Origin of the sequence: Streptomyces sp. NBC_00203, from assembly GCF_045206325.1 — a bacterium.
In the GTDB taxonomy this organism is placed as follows: domain Bacteria; phylum Actinomycetota; class Actinomycetes; order Streptomycetales; family Streptomycetaceae; genus Streptomyces; species Streptomyces lutosisoli.
Genome location: NZ_CP108126.1, coordinates 10,597,824 through 10,617,342 on the forward strand (window position 1 = coordinate 10,597,824; position 19,519 = coordinate 10,617,342).

A 19,519-nucleotide genomic window follows, 5' to 3' on the forward strand; every position below is an offset into this window, starting at 1 on the left:
AGGTCGGCGGCGAGCATGGGGGAGCGCTCCCACCGGAAGCGCTCCCCACGGCCCGGTCGGTCAGCAGGTCGAGTTGGTCTGGGTCAGGAGTCCGAGCCGCCACGGGAGGAGGTTGTAGTCGCCACCCGCGTTGGGATTCACGCCCTGGTAGAGGTACTGGAGTCGGCAGGCGGGAATGGTGAGTGTCTGGTCGTAGCCTGCGCGGATCATCTCGCCGTGACTGACGTCCTTGCTCCAGGCGCCCGAGGGGAAGCTGACGTTGTTGGCCCGGGCGAAGGGATTGCTCTCGGATGCGGCGAGCTGCGTCCAGGAGCCGGCGAGGCTGCTCGTCGTCCAGGACCGGAAGTAGCGCCGCCCGTCGGACCCGATGGCTTCGACAAGGAGCAGGTACTGGTTGCTGCCTTGCACCTTGTACACGTTGCTCGCTTCGAACAACGCGTTCTTGGAGTCCTGCAGTGCGATGACCGTGTTCGTGAACCCGTTCGGGAACTGGCCGACGGTCGTCTGGGAGCGGTACAGGTGTCCGTTGTCGTCGGAGGAGAACAGGTAGCAGTTGGCGCTGTCGCAGATCACCCACATGTCGACCCAGTAGCCGTTGCCGATGTTCTGCCGGATGATGTCCGGCATCGAGGCGTAGAAGTTACGCGGCGCGCTCCAGCCGTTTGGGTTGCTGATGTCGGGGTTGGTGGAGTACGACGCGTTGCCGGTCTGGTAGACGAGGTACCACAGGCGTTGCGGCGCGTTGTAGAAGACCTGCGGCGCGGCCCGGTAGCCGGTGCCGATGGCGGTGCGGTCCAGGTAGTGGTGAGTGGCCGAGCCGGCCTGGGACCAGTCGCTGAAGTTCAGGTACACCAGGTTGTAGCCGGAGGAGCTCGCGGTGCTGGCGAACACGTGGTACTTGCCGTTGTAGTAGACGACCGTCGGGTCCTTGATACCGGCGATGTTGTGGGTCGCGTCCGGCTTCGGCGCGATCAGCGGGCCGCTGGAGCTCCACGAGTACCTGCCGGGCAGGGCGGCGGCAGACTTGGCCGAGCGAACTGCCTTGCTATGAGCGGTGGTTGATCCGCTCGCGGCGGTGGGCGTGCCGCCCAGCGCGGTCAGTGTCGCGTTGTAGGCCGGCTTCTTGTTGCCGTTGCGGTCGAACAGCAGCGGGTTCTCGTTGCTGCGCCAGGAGTCGCTGTCGCGGATGCCCCAGACCGTGATGCCGGTGCACCGCGGGACGTTCATGCAGGCCCTGACCGTGTTCGCGTACGCGGTCGGCGAGGCCTGCGCGATGTCCAGTTCGGTGATCTGGACGTCCACGCCGAGGGCGGCGAAGCTCGACAGCGTCGTCTGGAAGCTGGCGGGGGGACCGCCGGCGCCGAAGTGGGCCTGGAGTCCGACGCAGTCGATGGGCACGCCGCGCGCCTTGAAGTCGCGCACCATGCGGTAGACGCCCTGGGTCTTGGCGGCGTTCCAGTCGTCGATGCTGTAGTCGTTGTAGCAGAGCTTGGCCGCAGGGTCGGCCGTCCGAGCTGTGCGGAAGGCCTGTTCGATGAAGCCGTCGCCCAGCAGGTTCTGGAATACCGAGGAGCGGTGCTGGCCGCTGCCACCGTCGGCGAAGGCCTCGTTGACCACGTCCCAGGCGTAGATCTTTCCCTTGTAGTGGTTCGCCACGGTGGTGATGTGGTTGTTCATCACGGATCGCAGGGTGTTCGCGTCCCTGATGGAGCTGACCCAGCTGGGCAGTTGGGAGTGCCACACCAGGGTGTGGCCACGCATGCGCTGACCGTGGGACGTCGCACGGTTGACGATCTGGTCGCCGGGGCCGAAGTTGAACGAGCCGCGGGACGGCTCGGTCGTGTCCCACTTCATCTCGTTCTCGGGTGTGACCATGTTGAACTCGCGGTCCAGGATGCCGGTGTACGTACGGTCGCCGAGCCGGCCTGCGGCCACCGCGGTGCCGAAGTACCGTCCGGACTGGGCTGCTTGGGCGCCCAGGGTGGAGGTCCGAACGGTGTCGGGAGCGTCGGGCGCGTCTGGCGCGCCCGACGCGGTCCCGGGTGTCACCAGGACGGTCGCGGCCAGCAGGCCCAGGACCGAGGCTCGGCGACAGCCGAGCCGTTTCAGCGGGTTCATGGTTCTCCTCGGGTGGGTGGGGGGTTGGGTGGTGCGATCGGTGGGCCTCTTCAGGGCGTGGTCAGCTCGAACCGTGCGATGCGCACCGAGCCGCCGAGTGCCTGGGTGGCGTGGTTGAAGAGGGCGAAGCGGTAGCCCATGAAGAACCGCCAGTCGTTGCCCAGGGAGAAAGCGGGTCCGAGGCGGGTGAAGTTGGTGCCGTCGGTGCTGTAGGAGAAGGTCCCGGGGCGGGGCGCGCCGGGGCGGATGTCCGCGTTCGCGCGCAGCCAGATGCGGCTGCCGGAGACGGTCGCGCTCGCGGCCTCGGTGCCCGTGCCGGTGGTGTTCCAATTACCGTCCATGGCCAGCCCGTTGACCATCACCACCCGCGTCGTACCGCCGTCGCGCTTGAGGCCGATCCAGGCGGAGGAATCACGCAGCAGCGCGAGTCCGGCGCGGTCGCCGTCGCGCATCGCGGAGTGGTCGAGCTGGACCGTGGCGGTGGAAGTGGGCCCCTGGATGCGGTGGGTGAGGGTGTTGCGGGCCCAGTAGAGGTCGTTGGTGACGGTCGCGGTCCGCAGGGTCAGGCCGTTGTTCACCGACCACTTGGTGTTGTCCGGGTTGTGGTTCCACTCCCATCTCGGCTTGAGGGCTGTGCCGTCGAAGGTGTCGACGCCGGTCATGGGGGTGACCTGACGGGGTGGAGCGGGCACGGCCGGACTGGGATACGAGGTGCCCCATGCGCCGTTGACGAGTTGCACGACGGGCCAGCCGTCCGGGGTCCAGGTGACCGGCGCGAGGGCGGGCATCCGGCCGCCGGGGTAGGCGTCGACGAAGGCCATGTAGTACCAGGCGCCGTTCTGCGTCTGCACCAGCCCGCCCTGGTGCGGGACGCCACCGCCGGGGATCGGCCCGTGCAGGTCGAGGAGGACCTGCCGCATCGTGTACGGGCCGAAGGGGCCGCCCGATGACTTGAGGATGTACTGGCCGTTCGCGGGGCGGGTCAGGAAGATGTAGTACTGCCCGTTGATCTTGTAGAAGCGGGAGCCTTCGAGCGTGCCGACATTCGACGGTGTGGTGAACACCTGCTGCGTGCACACCTGTTCGCGGCCGTCGGGCGAGAGCTGGGCCACACTGATGGTGGTGTTGCCGTACGCCACGTACAGGGTGTCGTCGGTGTCGACGAGCAGCCCGGCGTCGTAGTACGGCGTGCCGATCGTGGTGAGCCTGTTCCAGGGGCCCTCGGCGGCGGTGGCGGTGTAGACGTACGTCCGGGTGAAGTCGATCTGGCCGAGCCAGTAGAACGTTCTGTTGCTCGGCCGGTAGGCCAGCGACGACGCCCAGACTCCCCGCACGTAGCCGCGGGCGCCGTTGAGGTCGTACTTGGCGCCGAAGTCGAGGACGGGTACCGAGTGACCGGCGATCTCCCAGTTCACCAAATCGTACGAGCGCAGGACGGGTGCGCCCGGCGAGTAGTGCATCGTCGAGGCCGAGGCGTAGAAGGTGCTGCCGACGCGGATGACGTCGATGTCCGCGAAGTCCTGCCAGATCACCGGGTTCGTGAAGGCCGCCGCGGTCGCGAGGGTCGACCCTTGGGCGGAGGCGGTGCCGCGGGCCGCTGTTGGAGGAAGCAGGGCGCCGGCGGCGAGGCCGGTGGCGGCCGTCAGCGCGCGGCGACGAGACATCGCTTGATGAGTCCATGACATCTGCACGTGTGGCGTTCTCCTTCTGTGGCCCAGCCGTTGGCGGTTGGAGTTGTCCGGAGGTGCCCTGCTGGATCGCGCGGAGCAGCTGCTCTGTATACGAGATGTCGAACATGGATCGACTTGTCGAGCATTCTGGATGATAGGGGGCCGGTGAATCCCGTCAATACCTCGCGCATGAATCGTCGTCAGCTTCGAAACATTCGAAGATGTTTGATCCCATGTCGCTGTAGGTCAGTTGCCCGGATGGTGTGGATGCGTCACCTTCCACGAGGCTATATGGCCGGATCGTCAAGGCAGTGTGGTGATGGGTGTTGACATGTTCGACGACCTCTCTAGTATCCCTGAGGTCTTAGTTTCCGAATGGTTCACGAAATTGCGAACCGCCCATCTCGCTTCTCTCCAGTGTCATGGACGTGACATCGATCTTCGTGTCACCCGCCCATGGCGCCCTTCCGTGAAGGAGCCCTTGGTGCCCAGACGATCAGGCGGACGACTACTCCGCCTCCTCGCGACCATCGTGCTGACGGTCACCGCGTCCGTGACGGCCTCCGCTCACTCCACCGCCTCGGCCGCGCCCGGCAGCCCGGCGCTCACCCCACCGTTGGGCTGGAACAGCTGGAACAGCTTCGGGTGCGGGGTCACCGAGGCTCAGGTTCGCCAGGCCGCCGACGCGATGGTGTCCTCGGGGATGCGGGACGCCGGTTACCGGTACGTGGTGGTCGACGACTGCTGGTTCGACCCGCAGCGTGACGCGGCCGGCAACCTGCGGGCCAATGCGGCCAAGTTCCCCAGCGGGATGAAGGCGCTCGGGGACTACATCCACGGCAAGGGGCTGAAGTTCGGCATCTACCAGGTGCCGGGCGAACGCACGTGCGCGCAGACCAGCGGCGGCTATCCCGGGTCGACGGGCAGCAGGGGGCACGAAGCTCAGGACGCCGCCACGTTCGCCGCCTGGGGTGTGGACTACCTCAAGTACGACTGGTGTTCCTCCAGCGGCACCCGTGACGAGCAGGTCGCGCGGTTCACGGTGATGCGCGACGCACTGCGTGCCACCGGGCGGCCGATCGTCTACAGCATCAACCCCAACAGCTTCCACGCCATCACCGGCGCCACGTACAACTGGGGCGAGGTCGCCGACCTGTGGCGGACGACCGAGGATCTGCTCGACATCTGGCAGAACGGCAACACCAACAGCTATCCGATGGGCGTCGGCAACGTCCTGGACGTCACCGCACCGCTGGCGGCGCAATCAGGCCCGGGACACTGGAACGACCCCGACATGCTGGTCGTCGGCCGTCCCGGTCTGTCACTGACCGAGTCCCGCTCGCACTTCGCCCTGTGGGCACTGCTGAGCGCCCCGCTCATGGCCGGCAACGACATCCGCACCATGTCCCCCGACGTGAGCGCGATCCTGCGCAACCCGCGTCTGCTGGCGGTGAACCAGGACCCGCTGGGCGCGGGCGGGCGCAGGGTGCGCGACGTCGGCAGCACCGAGGTGTTCGCCAAACCCCTGTCCGACGGCTCGGTCGCGGTCGGCCTGTTCAACCGGGGAGGCGCCACGGCGACGGTCACCGCCGCGGCCGCGCAAGTGGGGCTGTCCGGTGGGCCGTTCACCCTCACCGACCTGTGGACCGGCGGTACGTCGAGCACGTCCGGCCAGATCTCGGCGAGCGTCCCCGCGCACGGCGTGGCCGTGTTCCGGGTGAGCGGTGGCAGCCCGCTGGCCGCCACCACCTCGCGGCTGCGCGGCACCGGATCCGGCCGCTGCGTGGACGTGGACAACGCCTCCACCGCCGCCGGGGCGACGGTACTGCTCTGGGACTGTCATACGGCCGCCAACCAGCTGTGGACCACGTGGGCCGGCGGAGAGATCCGCGTCTTCGGCGACAAGTGCCTGGACGCCTACAACCAGGGCACCACCGACGGCACCCGTGTCATCACCTGGCCCTGTAACGGCCAGGACAACCAGAAGTGGTCCGCCGGTTCCGACGGGTCGATCCGCAACGTCCACGCGGGGCTGTGCCTCGACGTCGACCGGGCCGGCACCGCGAACGGGACCCCGCTGGTGCTGTGGACCTGCAACGGCCAGGCCAACCAGAAGTGGATCCGCGCGTGAGCAACCGCGGCTTCAGAAGGGGAGTTTCACGATGACGAGGACAAGATCCCTCTTATGGTCCGCCGTGGTCGCGGTGGTGGTCGTCCTGAGCATGGGAGGCACGGCACTGGGCCGCGGCCAGGGCGAGAAAACCCCGCGCACGGTCTCTACCACGGCGGCCGCATCCGCCGGCGCCGCTGCCCCGACCGCAGGGTGCGGCAAGGCTCCCGCCCTGACGAGCGGAACGCACACGATCCAGAGCGGCGGCAAGAGCCGGACCTTCATCCTGCGCATCCCCGACGGCTACGACCGTAACCACGCCTACCGGCTGGTCTTCGGGTTCCACTGGCTGGGCGGCACCTCCACCGATGTCGCCACCGGCCGCACCGTGGAAACGGGCACCTGGGCCTACTACGGACTCCAGCACTTGGCGAACAACAGCACCATCTTCGTCGCACCCCAAGGCCTCAACAACGGCTGGGCCAACAGCGGCGGGGAGGACGTCACCCTCGTCGACGACATCCTCAGGCGCATCGAGACGGACCTGTGCGTCGACACGACACAGCGCTTCGCCCTGGGCTTCAGCTACGGCGCCGCCATGTCGTACGCCCTGGCCTGCTCCCGCGCGACGGTCTTCCGCGCGGTCGCGGTCCAGAGCGGCGGGCAGCTCAGCGGATGCAGCGGTGGCACCCAGCCCATCGCGTACCTCGGGGTGCACGGCCTCCGTGACAACGTCCTCGGCATCTCCGGCGGACGGGAGTTGCGGGACAGGTTCGTCAGGAACAACGGCTGCACCCCCCAGAATCCGCCCGAGCCGGCCCAGGGCAGCCTGACGCACCGGGTCACCACCTACTCGGGCTGCTCGGCCGGACATCCGGTCGCCTGGGCCGCCTTCGACGAAGGACACATCGCCGCTCCGCAGGACGGGGCCACCGGTGACAGCGGCTCCAGGACCTGGGTGCCGCAGGAGGTCTGGAAGTTCTTCACGCAGTTCCAGACCTCCGACCCGCCGCCGGGGACGGTGACCTGCCGGGTCACCAACACCGTCAGCGCCTGGAACACCGGCCTGACGTCGAACATCACCATCGCCAACACCGGCACCACCCCGATCGACGGCTGGTCCCTCGCCTTCACCCTGCCCGCCGGCCAGACCATCACCTCCGGCTGGAACGCCGGCTACTTGCCCGCCTCCGGCCAGGTGACGGCCAGGAACGTCGCCCACAACGCCACCGTCGCTCCAGGCGCGTCGGTCGACATCGGCTTCCAGGCGACCCATACCGGCAACGCCGCTCCGCCGAGCTCCTACACCCTCAACGGCACGGCCTGCGCCGTCACAGGGAGTGCGGCGCCGAAGTGACGCACATCCGGATGGTGTGCCGGGGCCGGCAGGCACCGCCCTGCGTCACACCGGCTCCATGCTGCCTGACGGCTGTGCCCGCCCGGGAGCCTTCCCGGGCGGGCACCGGCCTCAGCTCAGGACGTCCTGTCAGGACGTCGTGCCGGTCACCGTGCCTCCCGACTTGGTGATGTGGTACGTCGTGGTGGCGCCACTCCAGAAATGGAAGGTGAGCTTGACAGGCGTGTTGTCCTTGACCGCGTTGAGGAAGGCGGGGGTCAGGCGGATGGACTTCTTGGCATAGTCCGGCGCGAAGGCGGTGTTGAACTGCTGGTACGGGGTCCAGCTGGTCGGGCCGGCGTTGCCACCGTCGGCGTACGTGGCCTGCATCGTCGCCAGCACGTCACCCCGGAACTGTGTGGGGATGGGGAACGACGCGGTCGTACCGGTCGTGTTCGACTGGACCGGGGTGTCGTAGGTGATTACCTGGATGCGCCAGGGGACTCCTTGGGAGAACCCGGCCTGGAGCGTCGCGTTGACCCCGGAGGAGCGGTCGCCGACGAGCCGGGTGAGTGTGGCCGCCTTCAGGGTGAGCCGGTTGCCGGAGAGGGTGTAGTCCCGGCCGCTGACCAGCTTGGTGGTGCCCTGCTTGAGCGCCGTGAAGGTGGCGCCGTTTAGGTTCAGGGTGAGCGAACGGTCCTTGACGGGGCCGGACTTCGGCACGAAGACGCTGTCGGAGGAGGCTGTCGCCGAGCGTGTCGTCCAACTCGACTTCATCTGGCGGAACAACCCCGCGTCCTTCCAGCGCAGCTTGCCGCGGTCGTAGAAGGAGCCGTTGTCCCACAGCACGGTGGTGACCTTGTTGGTGCGGGCGGCGTGGCCGAGCGCCTCGAAGTACTTGAGCATCTCGCCGCGTTCGACCGCGCCGGGACCGTTGTCGTAGCCGAGCAGGCCGTACTCGCCGAGGACGACGGGGATGCCCTGGGCGACGAAGGTGTCGCGCATCCGCTTGAACGTCTTGTCCAGGTCGCCCTGGGCCTGCGCGTCGAAGCGGGTGGAGCCGGCGACGTTCACGCTGAACGGGAAGTAGCCGTAGTAGTGCACGGTCGCGATCAGCCGGGAGTCGTGCAGCGACTTGATCGTGGTGACCAGGCTGTCCATCAGCCGCTGGTCGGGGGTGCAGACCTCGGTGGGCAGCATGAGCAGACGGTTCTTGTTGTTGCCGCCCGAGGCCCGCACGACCTTGTGGAAGGACGCGTTCAGCTCGTTGAGCAGCTGCGCCTTGCGGGTGTTGTCGGCGTTGTCGAACTGGGGCTCGTTGACGCTCTCGAAGACCAGCTGTGCGGGCTCGTTCCGGAACGAGGTGGCGATCTGGGTCCAGGTCGCGTCGAAGCGGGCCAGGACCTTGTCGTGGTCGGTGGACATCTTGCTGGTCCACTGCCAGGAGTCGTGATGCACGTCGATGATCACGTAGAGGCCGTCGGCGATCGCCCAGTCGACAACCTGCTTGACCCGGCTCATGTACGCCGGGTCGATGGTGTACTTCGGCGCCGCTCCCTGGTGGTCGCTCCAGGTCACGGGGATACGGATGCTCTTGAAGCCCTGGGCGCGGACCGAGTCCAGCAGTGCCTTGGTGGTGCGCGGCTGCCCCCAACTTGTCTCCTCGGGGCCGGCGTCCAGACTGTTGCCCAGGTTCCAGCCCGGCTGCATCGCGGCCACGGCCGCCGTCGCGTCGCCGGGCACCGGGACCGGCGCCGCTGCCGCGTGAGGCTCGGCGTCGTCGCCGAACGTCCCGAAGACCGCGCCGTAGGCGAGAACACCCGCGGCGATCAGCGCCAGCGGCGCACCCACCGCCAGCCGGATCCTGCGTCGGCGGTGCTGTGGGGCTTGCTGCTTCCTCATTGCTCATCCGTTCTGGAAGATCGAGCCGGTGTTGCCTTCCAGTGGTCGCCGCCGGGCAGGAGGTTGCCGCGTTTCACAGAAATGCCACAGACAAGCGGTCCATGAGGCCGACGCTGAACAGGGCCGGGGCCGTGGCGACGGGCGACGCTGGTCTTCGCGAGCATCGGGGTAGCGGTCACTTCCGTGACGCTGAGCACCGGAGTTGTGGTGATCCGGGCTAGTGGCCAGGGCACGGACGAGGGCTGTCCAGGCTGCGGCCATGACTCGATGCCGGTGCACGAGCGGTATCTGCGCCGGCTGTGGGACGTGCTGCTAAGCAGCCGGCGAGTCGAGATCGAACTGACCATGCGCCGCTTCGTCTGCGAGAACGCGGACTGTGAACAACGTACGTTCGCCGAACAAGTGCCAGGTCTGACCAGCCCCTACGGACGCTGCACCGGGCGTCGAGCAGAGCGGATGCGCGCCCACCATGCTCTCGCGCATCGATGCCTCGGCCTACGGCATCCCCTGGGGGTAAGCCCATGAGGCGGAGCTTGCGCGTGACGAGCACTCCCACGCGCTGGCGAAACGCCCCTACGACCTGCGCCACGTCGGCATCTCGTTCCGGCTGGCCTCCGGAGTCGACGCGGCGGAGTGCGTGCGCCGAGCAGGCCAGGAGCAATGCTCAGGACTTGTGGATCAGCTTCGGGAGCGAGCGAAGGGCGTACCTTCCCAGGTGATTGATCGAGAAGTCACTGAGTAGACCTGCGTTGCAGCGCGGGTCAGCAAGGCACGCCCATGCTGAGCGTAGTCATCGCCGAGGGTTCCACCGAGTACGGCTCCTTGATCGACGAGATCGTGCGTGAGGGCGCCCGCCGGATGCTCGCCGCCGCGCTGGAAGCGGAAGTCAACCAGTACATAGCCGAGTTGGCGGCTGAGACCGATGCGGCCGGGCGCCGTCTGGTGGTCCGCAACGGGCACCACCGGTCCCGGACTGTGGTCACCGCGGCCGGACCGGTCGAGGTCTGGTCAGAGGCGGAATACGGGTGGGAGAGACTGGGAGTTAGGGAAAATTTCGTCTCGCCTCCCAGATGTCGCGGGGGAAGGGCGCCTGCTGGGTATCTGCCCTGGTCAGGCGCCCTTTCTCGTGCTTCTAGAAGAAGACCAACTTCTTCGGCGAGTACGACACCAGCAGGTTCCTCGTCTGCTGGTGGTACAGGCCTCACGCGTCGCTGACCTGCGTAAAACGTGGCCACATATGGCTCGTTGGAGCCGTCGGCCCGGGAATGGTCCGGATCTTGTCCTCAGCGAGACGGGCCTGGTCATCCGTCGACGCCGCATCCCTCGGCTCGTGGACTGCTCCAAGCGGATGTGTCGGCCCGCCCAGTACTACGGCGAGGTGGGCTGGTGCGGGGAGCGGAGCACGAGCAGGGTGATCTCGCTGGGGGCGAAGACGCGGAACGGTGGGCCCCAGAAGCCGGTGCCGCGGCTGGTGTAGAGGAGGGTGCGGGGGCCGTGGTGGCTGAGGCCGGCGAGGGCGGGCTGGTCGATGCGGACCAGGTGGTGGAAGGGCCAGATCTGGCCGCCGTGGGTGTGGCCGGAGAGCTGGAGATCGACGCCGCCGGCTGCCGCCCGGTCGACGAACTTGGGCTGGTGGGCCAGGAGCAGGACGGGGTGGTCGGGGTCGGCGCCGTTCAAGGCTCCGGCGAGGTGGGCGCGGTGGCCGGCCAGGCCGGAGGACTCGGCGGTGACGTCGTCCACGCCGGCGACCACGAGGGTGTCGCCGCCGCGTTCGAGCAGCAGATGGCGGTTGCGCAGCGGCTCCCAGCCCAGCTCGTCCATCAGGTCGACCCAGCCCTGGGCCTCGCTGTAGTACTCGTGGTTTCCGGTGACGTATACACGGGCCCGGGTGGCCCGCACGGTTCCGAGTGGGGCGGCTTGGGCGCGGCGGCGTTCGGCCGTGCCGTCCGCGATGTCACCGGTGTGGCAGACCAGGTCGGCTTCCAGGGTGTTCACCGTCTCGCATACCTGTGCCGACCAGCGAGTGCGATCGAGTGGGCCGTAGTGGGTGTCGGTGATGAGGACGACGCGGATGCCGTCCAACCCGGCACCCAGCCGTGGGAGTTGTACGTCGAGTCGGCGCACGCGTGGCACGCGGCGGGCCTCGGCGTACCCCCAGGCGAGCAGTACGGCGGTTATGCCGAGGATGGCCCAAGTGACAATTCGGGCCCGGTCCTGACTCTCGCCGACGCCGGCCACGGTCAGGACGAGCCGCAAGGGGACGCCGAGCAGAACGGACCAGGTGAACAGAACCCAGCTGGTGCCCAGCAGGGTGTCACCGACGATCGCCGCCCGGTCCTGCTGGCGCCGGCCGTGGCCGCGCACCATCGCGAGCGGCATACCGACGAGGCCGAGGGCGAACAGGGCGGTGCCGGCGAGGGTGACGGGCAGCGGCCAGTGCTGGCCGCTGTGAAGGAGCACCCAGCAGGGCACGGCCAACAGCAGGACGGGGGCGATCAGGGGGATGTAGCGCATCAGGCGGTGCAGTCGGCTCTGCCGCGGCGCTTGCGCTTCACTGTCGGCGGGTCGGGTGTCGCTGGTGTCGGTCACGCTTCCCCTCACCTGTTTCTTGCGAGGATGCCCCGGCGTTCACGCTGGGGAGGAATCGCATCCGGGTGTTGCGACGTGGAGTGTCGCCGCATCTGGTTCCGGGCGCGGAGTGACCGTACCGCTGCCGGTATCGCCGAGGTGATGCGAACGCACGTGCGGGTGGTCGCTGGTTGGGGTGGTGACTGCGGGATCGGGGTACGTGTGTGCGGCCGTCGTACGTATGGTCCTTCGGTGGGTTCGGGATGTCATGTCGTCCCGGCCGGAGACCGTGGGGGCGAGATGACGCAGGTGAGGGCGGCTGCGGAGGCCGGGCATGCCCGCTACACCTACCGGCTGCGCGTGTCGTCCACCGCCCGCACCGCCCTGATGGCGGAGTGGGGCCGGTGCCGGTGGGTGTGGAACGAGTGCGTTGCCAAGTCCAGGGCCGTCTACCTGCAAAACAAGGCCACCGGGGAGAAGCAGACGTGCGGTCCGGCGCAGCTCGACAAAATGCTGACCGAGGCCCGCGTCCGTACGCCGTGGCTGCGTGAGGGCTCGTCGGTTCCCCAGCAGCAGCTCATCCGGGACTTCGGCAGGTCCCGCGCGAAGGCACAGAAGGACATCAAAGAGCGTCTGCCCATGACGCGCCGGGCCGGGATGCCGACGTACAAGAAGAAGCACGAAGCCTCGCCGACGCTGAACTACACCAAGCGCGGGTTCCGGCTGAAGGACGGGCGCCTGTACCTGGCGGGTGGGATCGTGCTGAACGTGGTGTGGTCGCGGGACCTGCCCGCCGACCCCACCTCGGTCCGCGTGTACCAGGACAGAATCGGCCACTGGCACGCCAGCTTCGTCGTCCCCGCCCCCGTCGAGTCGTTGCCGCAGACCGGCGCGGTGATCGGCGTGGACTGGGGCGTGAAGGAGACCGCCACCACTACCTCCGACGCACACGACCTCCCGCACTCCGAGCACGGCAAGAAGGCCGCCGCGAAGCTGTCGCGGTACGACCGGATGATGGCCCGCCGCAGACCCGCCAAGGGGCAGGCGGCATCCAAGGGCTACCACGAGGCGAAGAAACGGCGGGCGAAGGCGTACAAGAAGGTCGCGAGGCAGCGTGAGGACACCGGCCGCAAGTGGGCCAAGAAGGTCGTCCGCGACCACGACGCCATCGCCGTCGAGGACTTCCGCCCGAAGTTCCTCGCCAGGACCACCATGGCCCGCAAGGCCGCTGACGCCGCCATCGGCGCCACCAAGGCCGCTCTGATCGAGATGGGCCGCAAACACGGGCGGGACATGCGCCTCGTCCACCCCGCGCACACCACGATGGACTGCGCGCACTGCGATGCGAGAGCCAAGCACGCACTGCCGCTGGGTGAGCGCACCTACACCTGCGCCGCATGCGGAACCGTATCCCCACGGGACAAGAACTCTGCACGCGTCATGCTCGTCCGGGCTGGTCTCAACCCGGCTGGTGCCGATGGCGGAAGACCTCCTGGAGCGCTGCTCCAGGAGGCGGCCTGAGCCAGGAATCCCCTCCCTTCAGGAAGGGGAGGATTCAAAAACCAGGCTGCCGTCTCGCGCACTGTATCCGGTCGCCCTCGGGCCGGCCGGACCGGCGTTCATGGGCGCGGCCCCTTGTGCAGAACGCACGACGCCGACCACTACGGCCGCTACCAGGATTCATTCGCAGTGCTCCGGCCTTCAGGCCGGGGGTGGAGCGATTCTGATGGTGGCGACGCGGAGCGCCATGGTGGCTGGTCGCGGCGGAGCCGGGCGATGCTCACCGGCCAGTTTCTGCTGTTCGATGTACTGCTTGACCACCGAGAGTGGGGCGCCGCCGCCGACGGATCCGGCGAAGCAGGACCCGGACCACAGCTTGCTGGCGCGCCAGTAGTGCAGTACCAGGTTGAGGGCCGTTTGCCAGGTGCTATGTGAACCACGGGAATGCGATTGAGTGCGCTCAGTCGAAGCGCAGGTCGGAGAGCTGCTTCTCGAGCGAGGTGATGTCGGCTTCGGGTGCCGGATCGGCTGCCCTGGCGGCCAGTAGCATGGCCAACTCCCCACCTGCCCGCCGTATGCGTGCGGGCAGGCCCTGCGTGTATGCATCGCCGCCGGAGCCCCAGTCCTCGGACGCGGCGTAGACCGCCGTGGGGACGATGACGGCGCGCAGGTAGGCGAACAGCGGGCGCAGGGCGTGTTCCAGGACCAGCGAGTGGCGGGCTGTGCCCCCCCGTTGCCGCGATCAGGACCGGCTTGCCAGTGAGGGCCTCCGGATCGATCAGGTCGAAGAAGGACTTGAACAGCCCGCTGTACGAGGCGGTGAACACCGGAGTTACGGCGACCAGGCCGTCGGCGCCCGTGACCGATTCGATCACGGTGGCCAGCTGTGGTGCGGGGAAACCGGTCACGAGGTGGTTGGCGATGGCGACGGCCAGGGCGCGCAGCTCGATGACCTCGACCTCCACCTCGTGGCCCCGGTCGGCGAGCTCGTCGCGGACCGCATCGGTGAGCCGGTCGGCGAGCAGCCGCGTGGAGGACGGGACGCTCAGCCCCGCCGAGACGGCGACGAGCTTCACGCGGCGGTCACCTCCTCCGGTTCCGAGGCGGCGACGAGCTGGGACTCGTGGGTGGGCGCATCAGGCGAGCACTCGGTCCCATTCCTCGTTCAGGCGACATTGGTGTCGCGCTCGATGGCCTGTGTGTTCACCGCTGAGACGGCACTTTGCGAGCGGGATTCTTCCTTCGATGACGCTAGGGTCACGCCGGACATCGACGGCTGTCATCCGTCCTGCGGCAGCATCTGTCGCACAGAGGAGAACATCGACGAACTGCGGGCCGGGGTTGCCGAGTTGCAGGTCAAGGTCGCGGACGAGTCCAGCCCAGCGATCCGCTGGGAACGGGAACGTCGCCGTCTGGCCTACCTGGAGCGGTTCATCGACGGGCAACAGCGCGGACGCCCGAGCGGGGATGCGCGGTGAAGGCACGAGCTGTGGTCGCCCAGGCGCCCGCTCATCGAGTACCCGATGGACACCACGAGGGCGGTGGTCGACGCACTGCGGGACGCAGGATCGCGCAAGAATTTTGCGCATCTTGCGTTCACTTGCAGTCTCGGAGCGCAAGCCCGCAACCGCCACTGAGTCGCGGACCGGACTATGCGAGCCCGTAGAACGCGCCTCGATGCCAGCCACTTGACCGCCTCATTGGCCCGCAAGTCACGCACGCGCCGCCATCACTCTTGAGTCATGGGTGCTTCTGGTGAAAATTGTGCCGCTCTAGCTGTAGACCCACTTATGTTGCTCTGCAATATTTCGATGAAACAACGCAAAATCCTGCCTGCCGATTCCCTTATGGAGATCATGCATCTCCGTCAGGTCGGCTCCTGCCACCCGAACGCACTGCACCCCGCTTCGCACCGCACCGTTCGTCCTGCACCTTTCTGCACCACTCCGCCAGGAATGAGCCGCCCTCGCCGCCCCACCGGCGCGCGAGCCTCCGCAGGAAGTGACCCCGCATGACTCGACACAAGCAGAGATCCCCAAGGCGGCGCGCAGCGACCGCCGCGCTCGCCTCCGCCGTCATGGTTCTGGGCCTGCCCGCCGTCGGCGCACACGCGGCCGGCGGCCCCAACGCCGCCGCTGACGCCGCGACAAAGGCGGGCAGCACCCGTGGCGCGCACGCCGCCGCCAACGTCACCGACGGCGACACCGACACCTACTGGCAGGCCGGAAAGAAGTCGGCCCAGTGGGTGCAGACCGACCTCGGGCGGACCAAGCGCGTCCGCCAGGTTGTACTGCGTCTGCCTGAGCACTGGCAGACCCGCAAGCAGACGCTGGCACTCCAGGGAAGCGCCGACGGAAAGAGCTTCGCCACGCTCAAGTCGTCGGCGCAGTACGTCTTCAGCCCCGGCAACGACAACACGGTGAAGATCTCCATGCCCGCGACTCTGGCCCGGTACATACGGGCCGATTTCAGCGCCAACTCGGTCGCCGGTACCGCTCAGCTCGCCGAGCTGCAGGTCCTCACGACCGCCGCCTCGACCCCCAACCTCGCCCAGGGCAAACCCTTCAGCGAGAGCGGGCACGCCGACGTCTACGGCGCGGCCAACGCCGGTGACGGCAACCGCAACACCTACTGGGAGAGCACGAACAACGCCTTTCCGCAGTGGCTCCAGGTCGATCTCGGCTCGTCGGCCAAGATCAACCAGGTGACGTTGCGGCTGCCCAGCGGCTGGCCGAGCCGCAGCCAGACCTTCAAGGTCCAGGGCTCGACCGACAACCAGAGCTTCACCGACCTTACGGCCTCGAAGGCGTACACCTTCGACAGTTCCAACGACCAGTCGACGACCATCACCTTCGACACGACCACGACGCGGTACGTGCGCGCGCTGTTCACCGCCAACACCGGCTGGCCCGCCGGGCAGGCGTCCGAGCTGGAGGTCTACGGACCGGCGACCGGCGACACCCAGGCACCCACCGCGCCGACCAACCTGAGCTACACCGAGCCCGCCACCGGGCAGATCAAGCTGACCTGGAGTGCGGCCACCGACGACACGGCCGTGACCGGCTACGACATCTACGCCAACGGCCAGTTGCGGTCGAGCGTCGCCGGGAACGTCCTGACCTACACCGACACCCAGCCGGCAGGCAGCGACATCACCTACTTCGTGCGGGCCAAGGACGCCGCGGGCAACGTCTCCGCCAACAGCAACAACGTCACCCGCAAGGGAACGAGCGGCGACACCCAGGCCCCCACCGCGCCCGGCAACCTCGCCTACACGCAGTCCGGCAGCGACGTGAAGCTCACCTGGCAGGCGTCGAGCGACAACGTCCAGGTGACCGGCTACGACGTCTACGCCAACGACCAGCTCGTCAAGACCGTGGCGGGTGACGTCACGACCTACACCGACACCCCGTCGCCGACGGCCACGGTCACCTACTACGTGAAGGCCAAGGACGCCGCCGGGAACGTGTCGGTGGCGAGCAACAGCGTCACCCGGACCGGTTCCGGTTCCGGCTCCGACCTCGCCCAGGGCAAGCCCATAGAGGCCTCCTCATACACCTTCACCTACGTCGCCACGAACGCCAACGACGGTCAGATCAGCACCTATTGGGAGAGCGGGGGCGGCGCCTACCCGGCCACCCTCACCACCAAGCTGGGTGCCAACGCCGACCTCAGCCAGGTCGTCGTCAAGCTCAACCCCGAAGCTGCCTGGTCCACGCGCACGCAGAACATCCAGGTGCTCGGCCGCGACCAGGACGCGACCGCGTTCACGAGTCTCGCCGCGGCGAAGGACTACACGTTCAACCCGTCGAGCGGCAACACGGTGACCATCCCGGTCTCCGGCGCCGCCGCCGACATCCAGCTCAAGTTCGCCTCCAACACCGGCGCCCCCGGCGCCCAGGTCGCCGAGCTCCAGGTGATCGGCACCCCGGCCGCCAACCCGGACCTGAAGGTCACCGGCATCACCAACTCGCCTGCGGCCCCGGTCGAGTCGGATGCCATCAGCCTGACGGCGACCGTCACCAACAGCGGCACCAGGCCGTCCAAGGCCACCGACCTGAACTTCACGCTCGGCGGCACCAAGGCCGCCACGGCGGACGTCCCGGCCATCGCGGCCGGTGAGTCGGCGACGGTCACCGCGAGCATCGGCACCCGGGACGCGGGCAGTTACCCGCTCGGCGCCGAGGTGGACCCGTCGAACAAGGTCATCGAGCAGAACGAGGCGAACAACTCCTTCACCCGTTCCGACGCCCTCGTCGTCAAGCCCGTCTCCAGCTCGGACCTGGTCGCCGCGCCGGTCGCCTGGACGCCCTCCAGCCCCTCTACGGGCGACAACGTCACGTTCACCGTAGCCATCAAGAACCAGGGGACGACGGACTCGGCCTCCGGCACCCACGGCGTGACGCTCACGATCCAGGACTCCAGCGGCACCACCCTCAAGACACTCACCGGCACCTACAACGGCACCATCGCCTCCGGCCAGACGACCGCACCGGTCGCCCTCGGCTCGTGGACGGCCGCCAACGGCAAGTACACCGTCAAGACGGTCATCGCCGACGACGCCAACGAACTGCCGGTCAAACGAACCAACAACACCACCACACAACCCCTGTTCGTCGGCCGAGGCGCCGACATGCCGTACGACATGTACGAGGCCGAGGACGGCACAGTGGGCGGCGGCGCGAAGGTCGTCGGCCCGAACCGGACCATCGGCGACATCGCCGGCGAGGCGAGCGGCCGCAAGGCGGTGACCCTCACCGGGACCGGCCAGTACGTCGAGTGGACCACCCGCGCGGCGACCAACACCCTGGTGACGCGCTTCGAGGTCCCGGACGGCACCGACACCACGCTCAATGTCTACGTCGACGGCCAGTTCCTCAAGGCCATCGACCTCACCTCGAAGTACGCCTGGCTCTACGGCAACGAGACCGCGCCCGGCAACTCGCCCGGCTCCGGTGCTCCGCGCCACATCTACGACGAGGCGAACCTGCAGCTCGGCAAGACCGTGCCGGCCGGTTCCAAGATCCGCCTCCAGAAGGACGCGGCCAACACCTCCACCTACGCCATCGACTTCATCAACACCGAACAGGCGACGGCGATCCCGAACCCGGACCCGGCCGCCTACACGGTCCCGGCCGGCTTCTCGCACCAGGACGTGCAGAACGCGCTCGACAAGGTCCGCATGGACACCACGGGCAAGCTCGTCGGCATCTACCTGCCCGCCGGAGACTACGAGACCTCCAGCAAGTTCCAGGTCTACGGCAAGGCGGTCAAGGTCGTCGGAGCCGGGTCGTGGTTCGCCCGCTTCCACGCTCCCGCCTCGCAGGAGAACACCGACGTGGGCTTCCGGGCCGAGGCGACCGCCAACGGCTCGTCGTTCACCGGCTTCGCCTATTTCGGCAACTACACGTCCCGGATCGACGGTCCGGGCAAGGTGTTCGACTTCTCCAACGTCTCGGGCATCACCATCGACGACATCTGGGCCGAGCACATGGTGTGCCTGTACTGGGGCGCCAACACCGACAACGTGACCATCAAGAACTCCCGCATCCGGGACACGTTCGCCGACGGCATCAACATGACGAACGGTTCCACGGACAACCACGTAGTCAACAACGACGCCCGGGCCACGGGCGACGACAGCTTCGCGCTCTTCTCGGCGATCGACGCGGGCGGCGCCGACGAGAAGAACAACCTCTACGAGAACCTGACGTCGACGCTCACCTGGCGTGCGGCCGGTATCGCCGTCTACGGCGGCTACAACAACACCTTCCGCAACATCCGGGTCGCCGACACCCTGGTCTACTCCGGCATCACGATCTCCTCGCTGGACTTCGGCTACCCGATGAACGGCTTCGGGACCGATCCGACGACGATCGAGAACGTCTCCCTGGACAGAACGGGCGGCCACTTCTGGGGCTCCCAGGTCTTCCCGGCCATCTGGGCGTTCTCGGCCTCCAAAGTCTTCCAGGGCATCCGGGTCAACGACGTCGACATCGACGACTCGACCTACGGAGGCGTGATGTTCCAGACCAACTACGTAGGCGGTCAGCCCCAGTTCCCGGTGAAGGACACGATCTTCACCGACATCTCCATCACCAACTCCAAGAAGAGCGGGGACACGTTCGACGCGAAGTCCGGGTTCGGCATCTGGGCCAACGAGCTGCCCGAACCCGGTCAGGGACCCGCCGTCGGCGAGGCCACCTTCCGCAACCTGCGGATGAGCGGCAACGCGGAGGACGTCCGCAACAAGACCACCACCTTCACGATCAACATCCAGTGACTTGCTCCTCGGGCTGAAGCCCGAGGATTCTG

At 67.8% G+C, this 19,519-nt stretch carries 9 protein-coding genes and 3 pseudogenes; 6 read left to right on the forward strand and 6 right to left on the reverse strand.

What is annotated here, in order from left to right:
* Nucleotides 1–60: 60 nt before the first annotated feature.
* Nucleotides 61–2,118: a non-reducing end alpha-L-arabinofuranosidase family hydrolase gene (locus OG975_RS47050; protein ID WP_406335952.1), complete on the reverse strand. Its 2,058-nt coding sequence runs from the start codon at nt 2,116–2,118 to the stop codon at nt 61–63.
* Nucleotides 2,119–2,168: 50 nt separating this feature from the next.
* A complete protein-coding gene (locus OG975_RS47055; protein WP_406335953.1) occupies nt 2,169–3,782 on the reverse strand; it encodes a glycoside hydrolase 43 family protein in 1,614 nt (537 codons plus the stop codon).
* A 490-nt stretch (nt 3,783–4,272) separates the two neighbouring features.
* Here OG975_RS47055 and OG975_RS47060 point away from each other — a divergent pair, with 490 nt between their 5' ends.
* Together OG975_RS47060 and OG975_RS47065 are read left to right on the forward strand one after the other, a co-directional pair.
* Nucleotides 4,273–5,919, forward strand: a complete 1,647-nt coding sequence (locus tag OG975_RS47060) for a glycoside hydrolase family 27 protein (RefSeq protein WP_406335954.1) — start codon at nt 4,273–4,275, stop codon at nt 5,917–5,919.
* Between the two features lie 91 nt (nt 5,920–6,010).
* Nucleotides 6,011–7,255, forward strand: coding sequence for a cellulose binding domain-containing protein (locus OG975_RS47065; protein WP_406335955.1), 1,245 nt, complete (start codon nt 6,011–6,013; stop codon nt 7,253–7,255).
* Between the two features lie 129 nt (nt 7,256–7,384).
* Here OG975_RS47065 and OG975_RS47070 read toward each other — a convergent pair whose 3' ends face one another.
* Nucleotides 7,385–9,136 (reverse strand): cellulase family glycosylhydrolase, encoded by a 1,752-nt coding sequence (locus OG975_RS47070; protein WP_406335957.1) that lies wholly within the window; start codon nt 9,134–9,136, stop codon nt 7,385–7,387.
* A 777-nt stretch (nt 9,137–9,913) separates the two neighbouring features.
* Here OG975_RS47070 and OG975_RS47075 point away from each other — a divergent pair.
* Nucleotides 9,914–10,141 (forward strand): annotated as a pseudogene (locus tag OG975_RS47075) (transposase); the annotation flags it as partial.
* Between the two features lie 363 nt (nt 10,142–10,504).
* On the opposite strand, the gene OG975_RS47080 reads toward OG975_RS47075, so the two are convergent.
* Nucleotides 10,505–11,725, reverse strand: coding sequence for a metallophosphoesterase (locus OG975_RS47080; protein WP_406335958.1), 1,221 nt, complete (start codon nt 11,723–11,725; stop codon nt 10,505–10,507).
* A gap of 279 nt (nt 11,726–12,004) precedes the next feature.
* Between OG975_RS47080 and OG975_RS47085 the strand changes: the two genes are divergently transcribed.
* The gene (locus OG975_RS47085) at nt 12,005–13,225 is read left to right on the forward strand and encodes an RNA-guided endonuclease InsQ/TnpB family protein (RefSeq protein WP_406335959.1); all 1,221 of its coding nucleotides are present in this window, start codon (nt 12,005–12,007) and stop codon (nt 13,223–13,225) included.
* A 270-nt stretch (nt 13,226–13,495) separates the two neighbouring features.
* Here the strand turns inward: OG975_RS47085 and OG975_RS47090 are convergent.
* Both OG975_RS47090 and OG975_RS47095 read right to left on the reverse strand, forming a co-directional pair.
* A pseudogene (locus OG975_RS47090) lies at nt 13,496–13,597 on the reverse strand (IS200/IS605 family transposase); the annotation flags it as partial.
* 153 nt (nt 13,598–13,750) lie between these two features.
* A pseudogene (locus tag OG975_RS47095) lies at nt 13,751–14,229 on the reverse strand (CE1759 family FMN reductase); the annotation flags it as partial.
* On the opposite strand from OG975_RS47095, the gene OG975_RS47100 reads away from it, so the two are divergent.
* On the forward strand, nt 14,116–14,682 hold the full coding sequence (locus OG975_RS47100; protein ID WP_406336809.1) for a hypothetical protein: 567 nt from the start codon (nt 14,116–14,118) through the stop codon (nt 14,680–14,682). The pseudogene OG975_RS47095 and the gene OG975_RS47100 sit on opposite strands and share 114 nt — an antisense overlap.
* 533 nt (nt 14,683–15,215) lie before the next feature.
* Complete coding sequence (locus OG975_RS47105; RefSeq protein WP_406335960.1) at nt 15,216–19,487, forward strand: discoidin domain-containing protein; 4,272 nt, start codon at nt 15,216–15,218, stop codon at nt 19,485–19,487.
* Nucleotides 19,488–19,519 lie beyond the last annotated feature (32 nt).

Coding starts and splice junctions, on each gene's coding strand:
- OG975_RS47050 (WP_406335952.1), bottom strand. CDS start 2,118: ATGAACCCGCTGAAACGGCTCGGCTGTCGCCGAGCCTCGGTCCTGGGC.
- OG975_RS47055 (WP_406335953.1), bottom strand. CDS start 3,782: ATGTCTCGTCGCCGCGCGCTGACGGCCGCCACCGGCCTCGCCGCCGGC.
- OG975_RS47065 (WP_406335955.1), top strand. CDS start 6,011: ATGGGAGGCACGGCACTGGGCCGCGGCCAGGGCGAGAAAACCCCGCGC.
- OG975_RS47070 (WP_406335957.1), bottom strand. CDS start 9,136: ATGAGGAAGCAGCAAGCCCCACAGCACCGCCGACGCAGGATCCGGCTG.
- OG975_RS47085 (WP_406335959.1), top strand. CDS start 12,005: ATGACGCAGGTGAGGGCGGCTGCGGAGGCCGGGCATGCCCGCTACACC.
- OG975_RS47105 (WP_406335960.1), top strand. CDS start 15,216: ATGACTCGACACAAGCAGAGATCCCCAAGGCGGCGCGCAGCGACCGCC.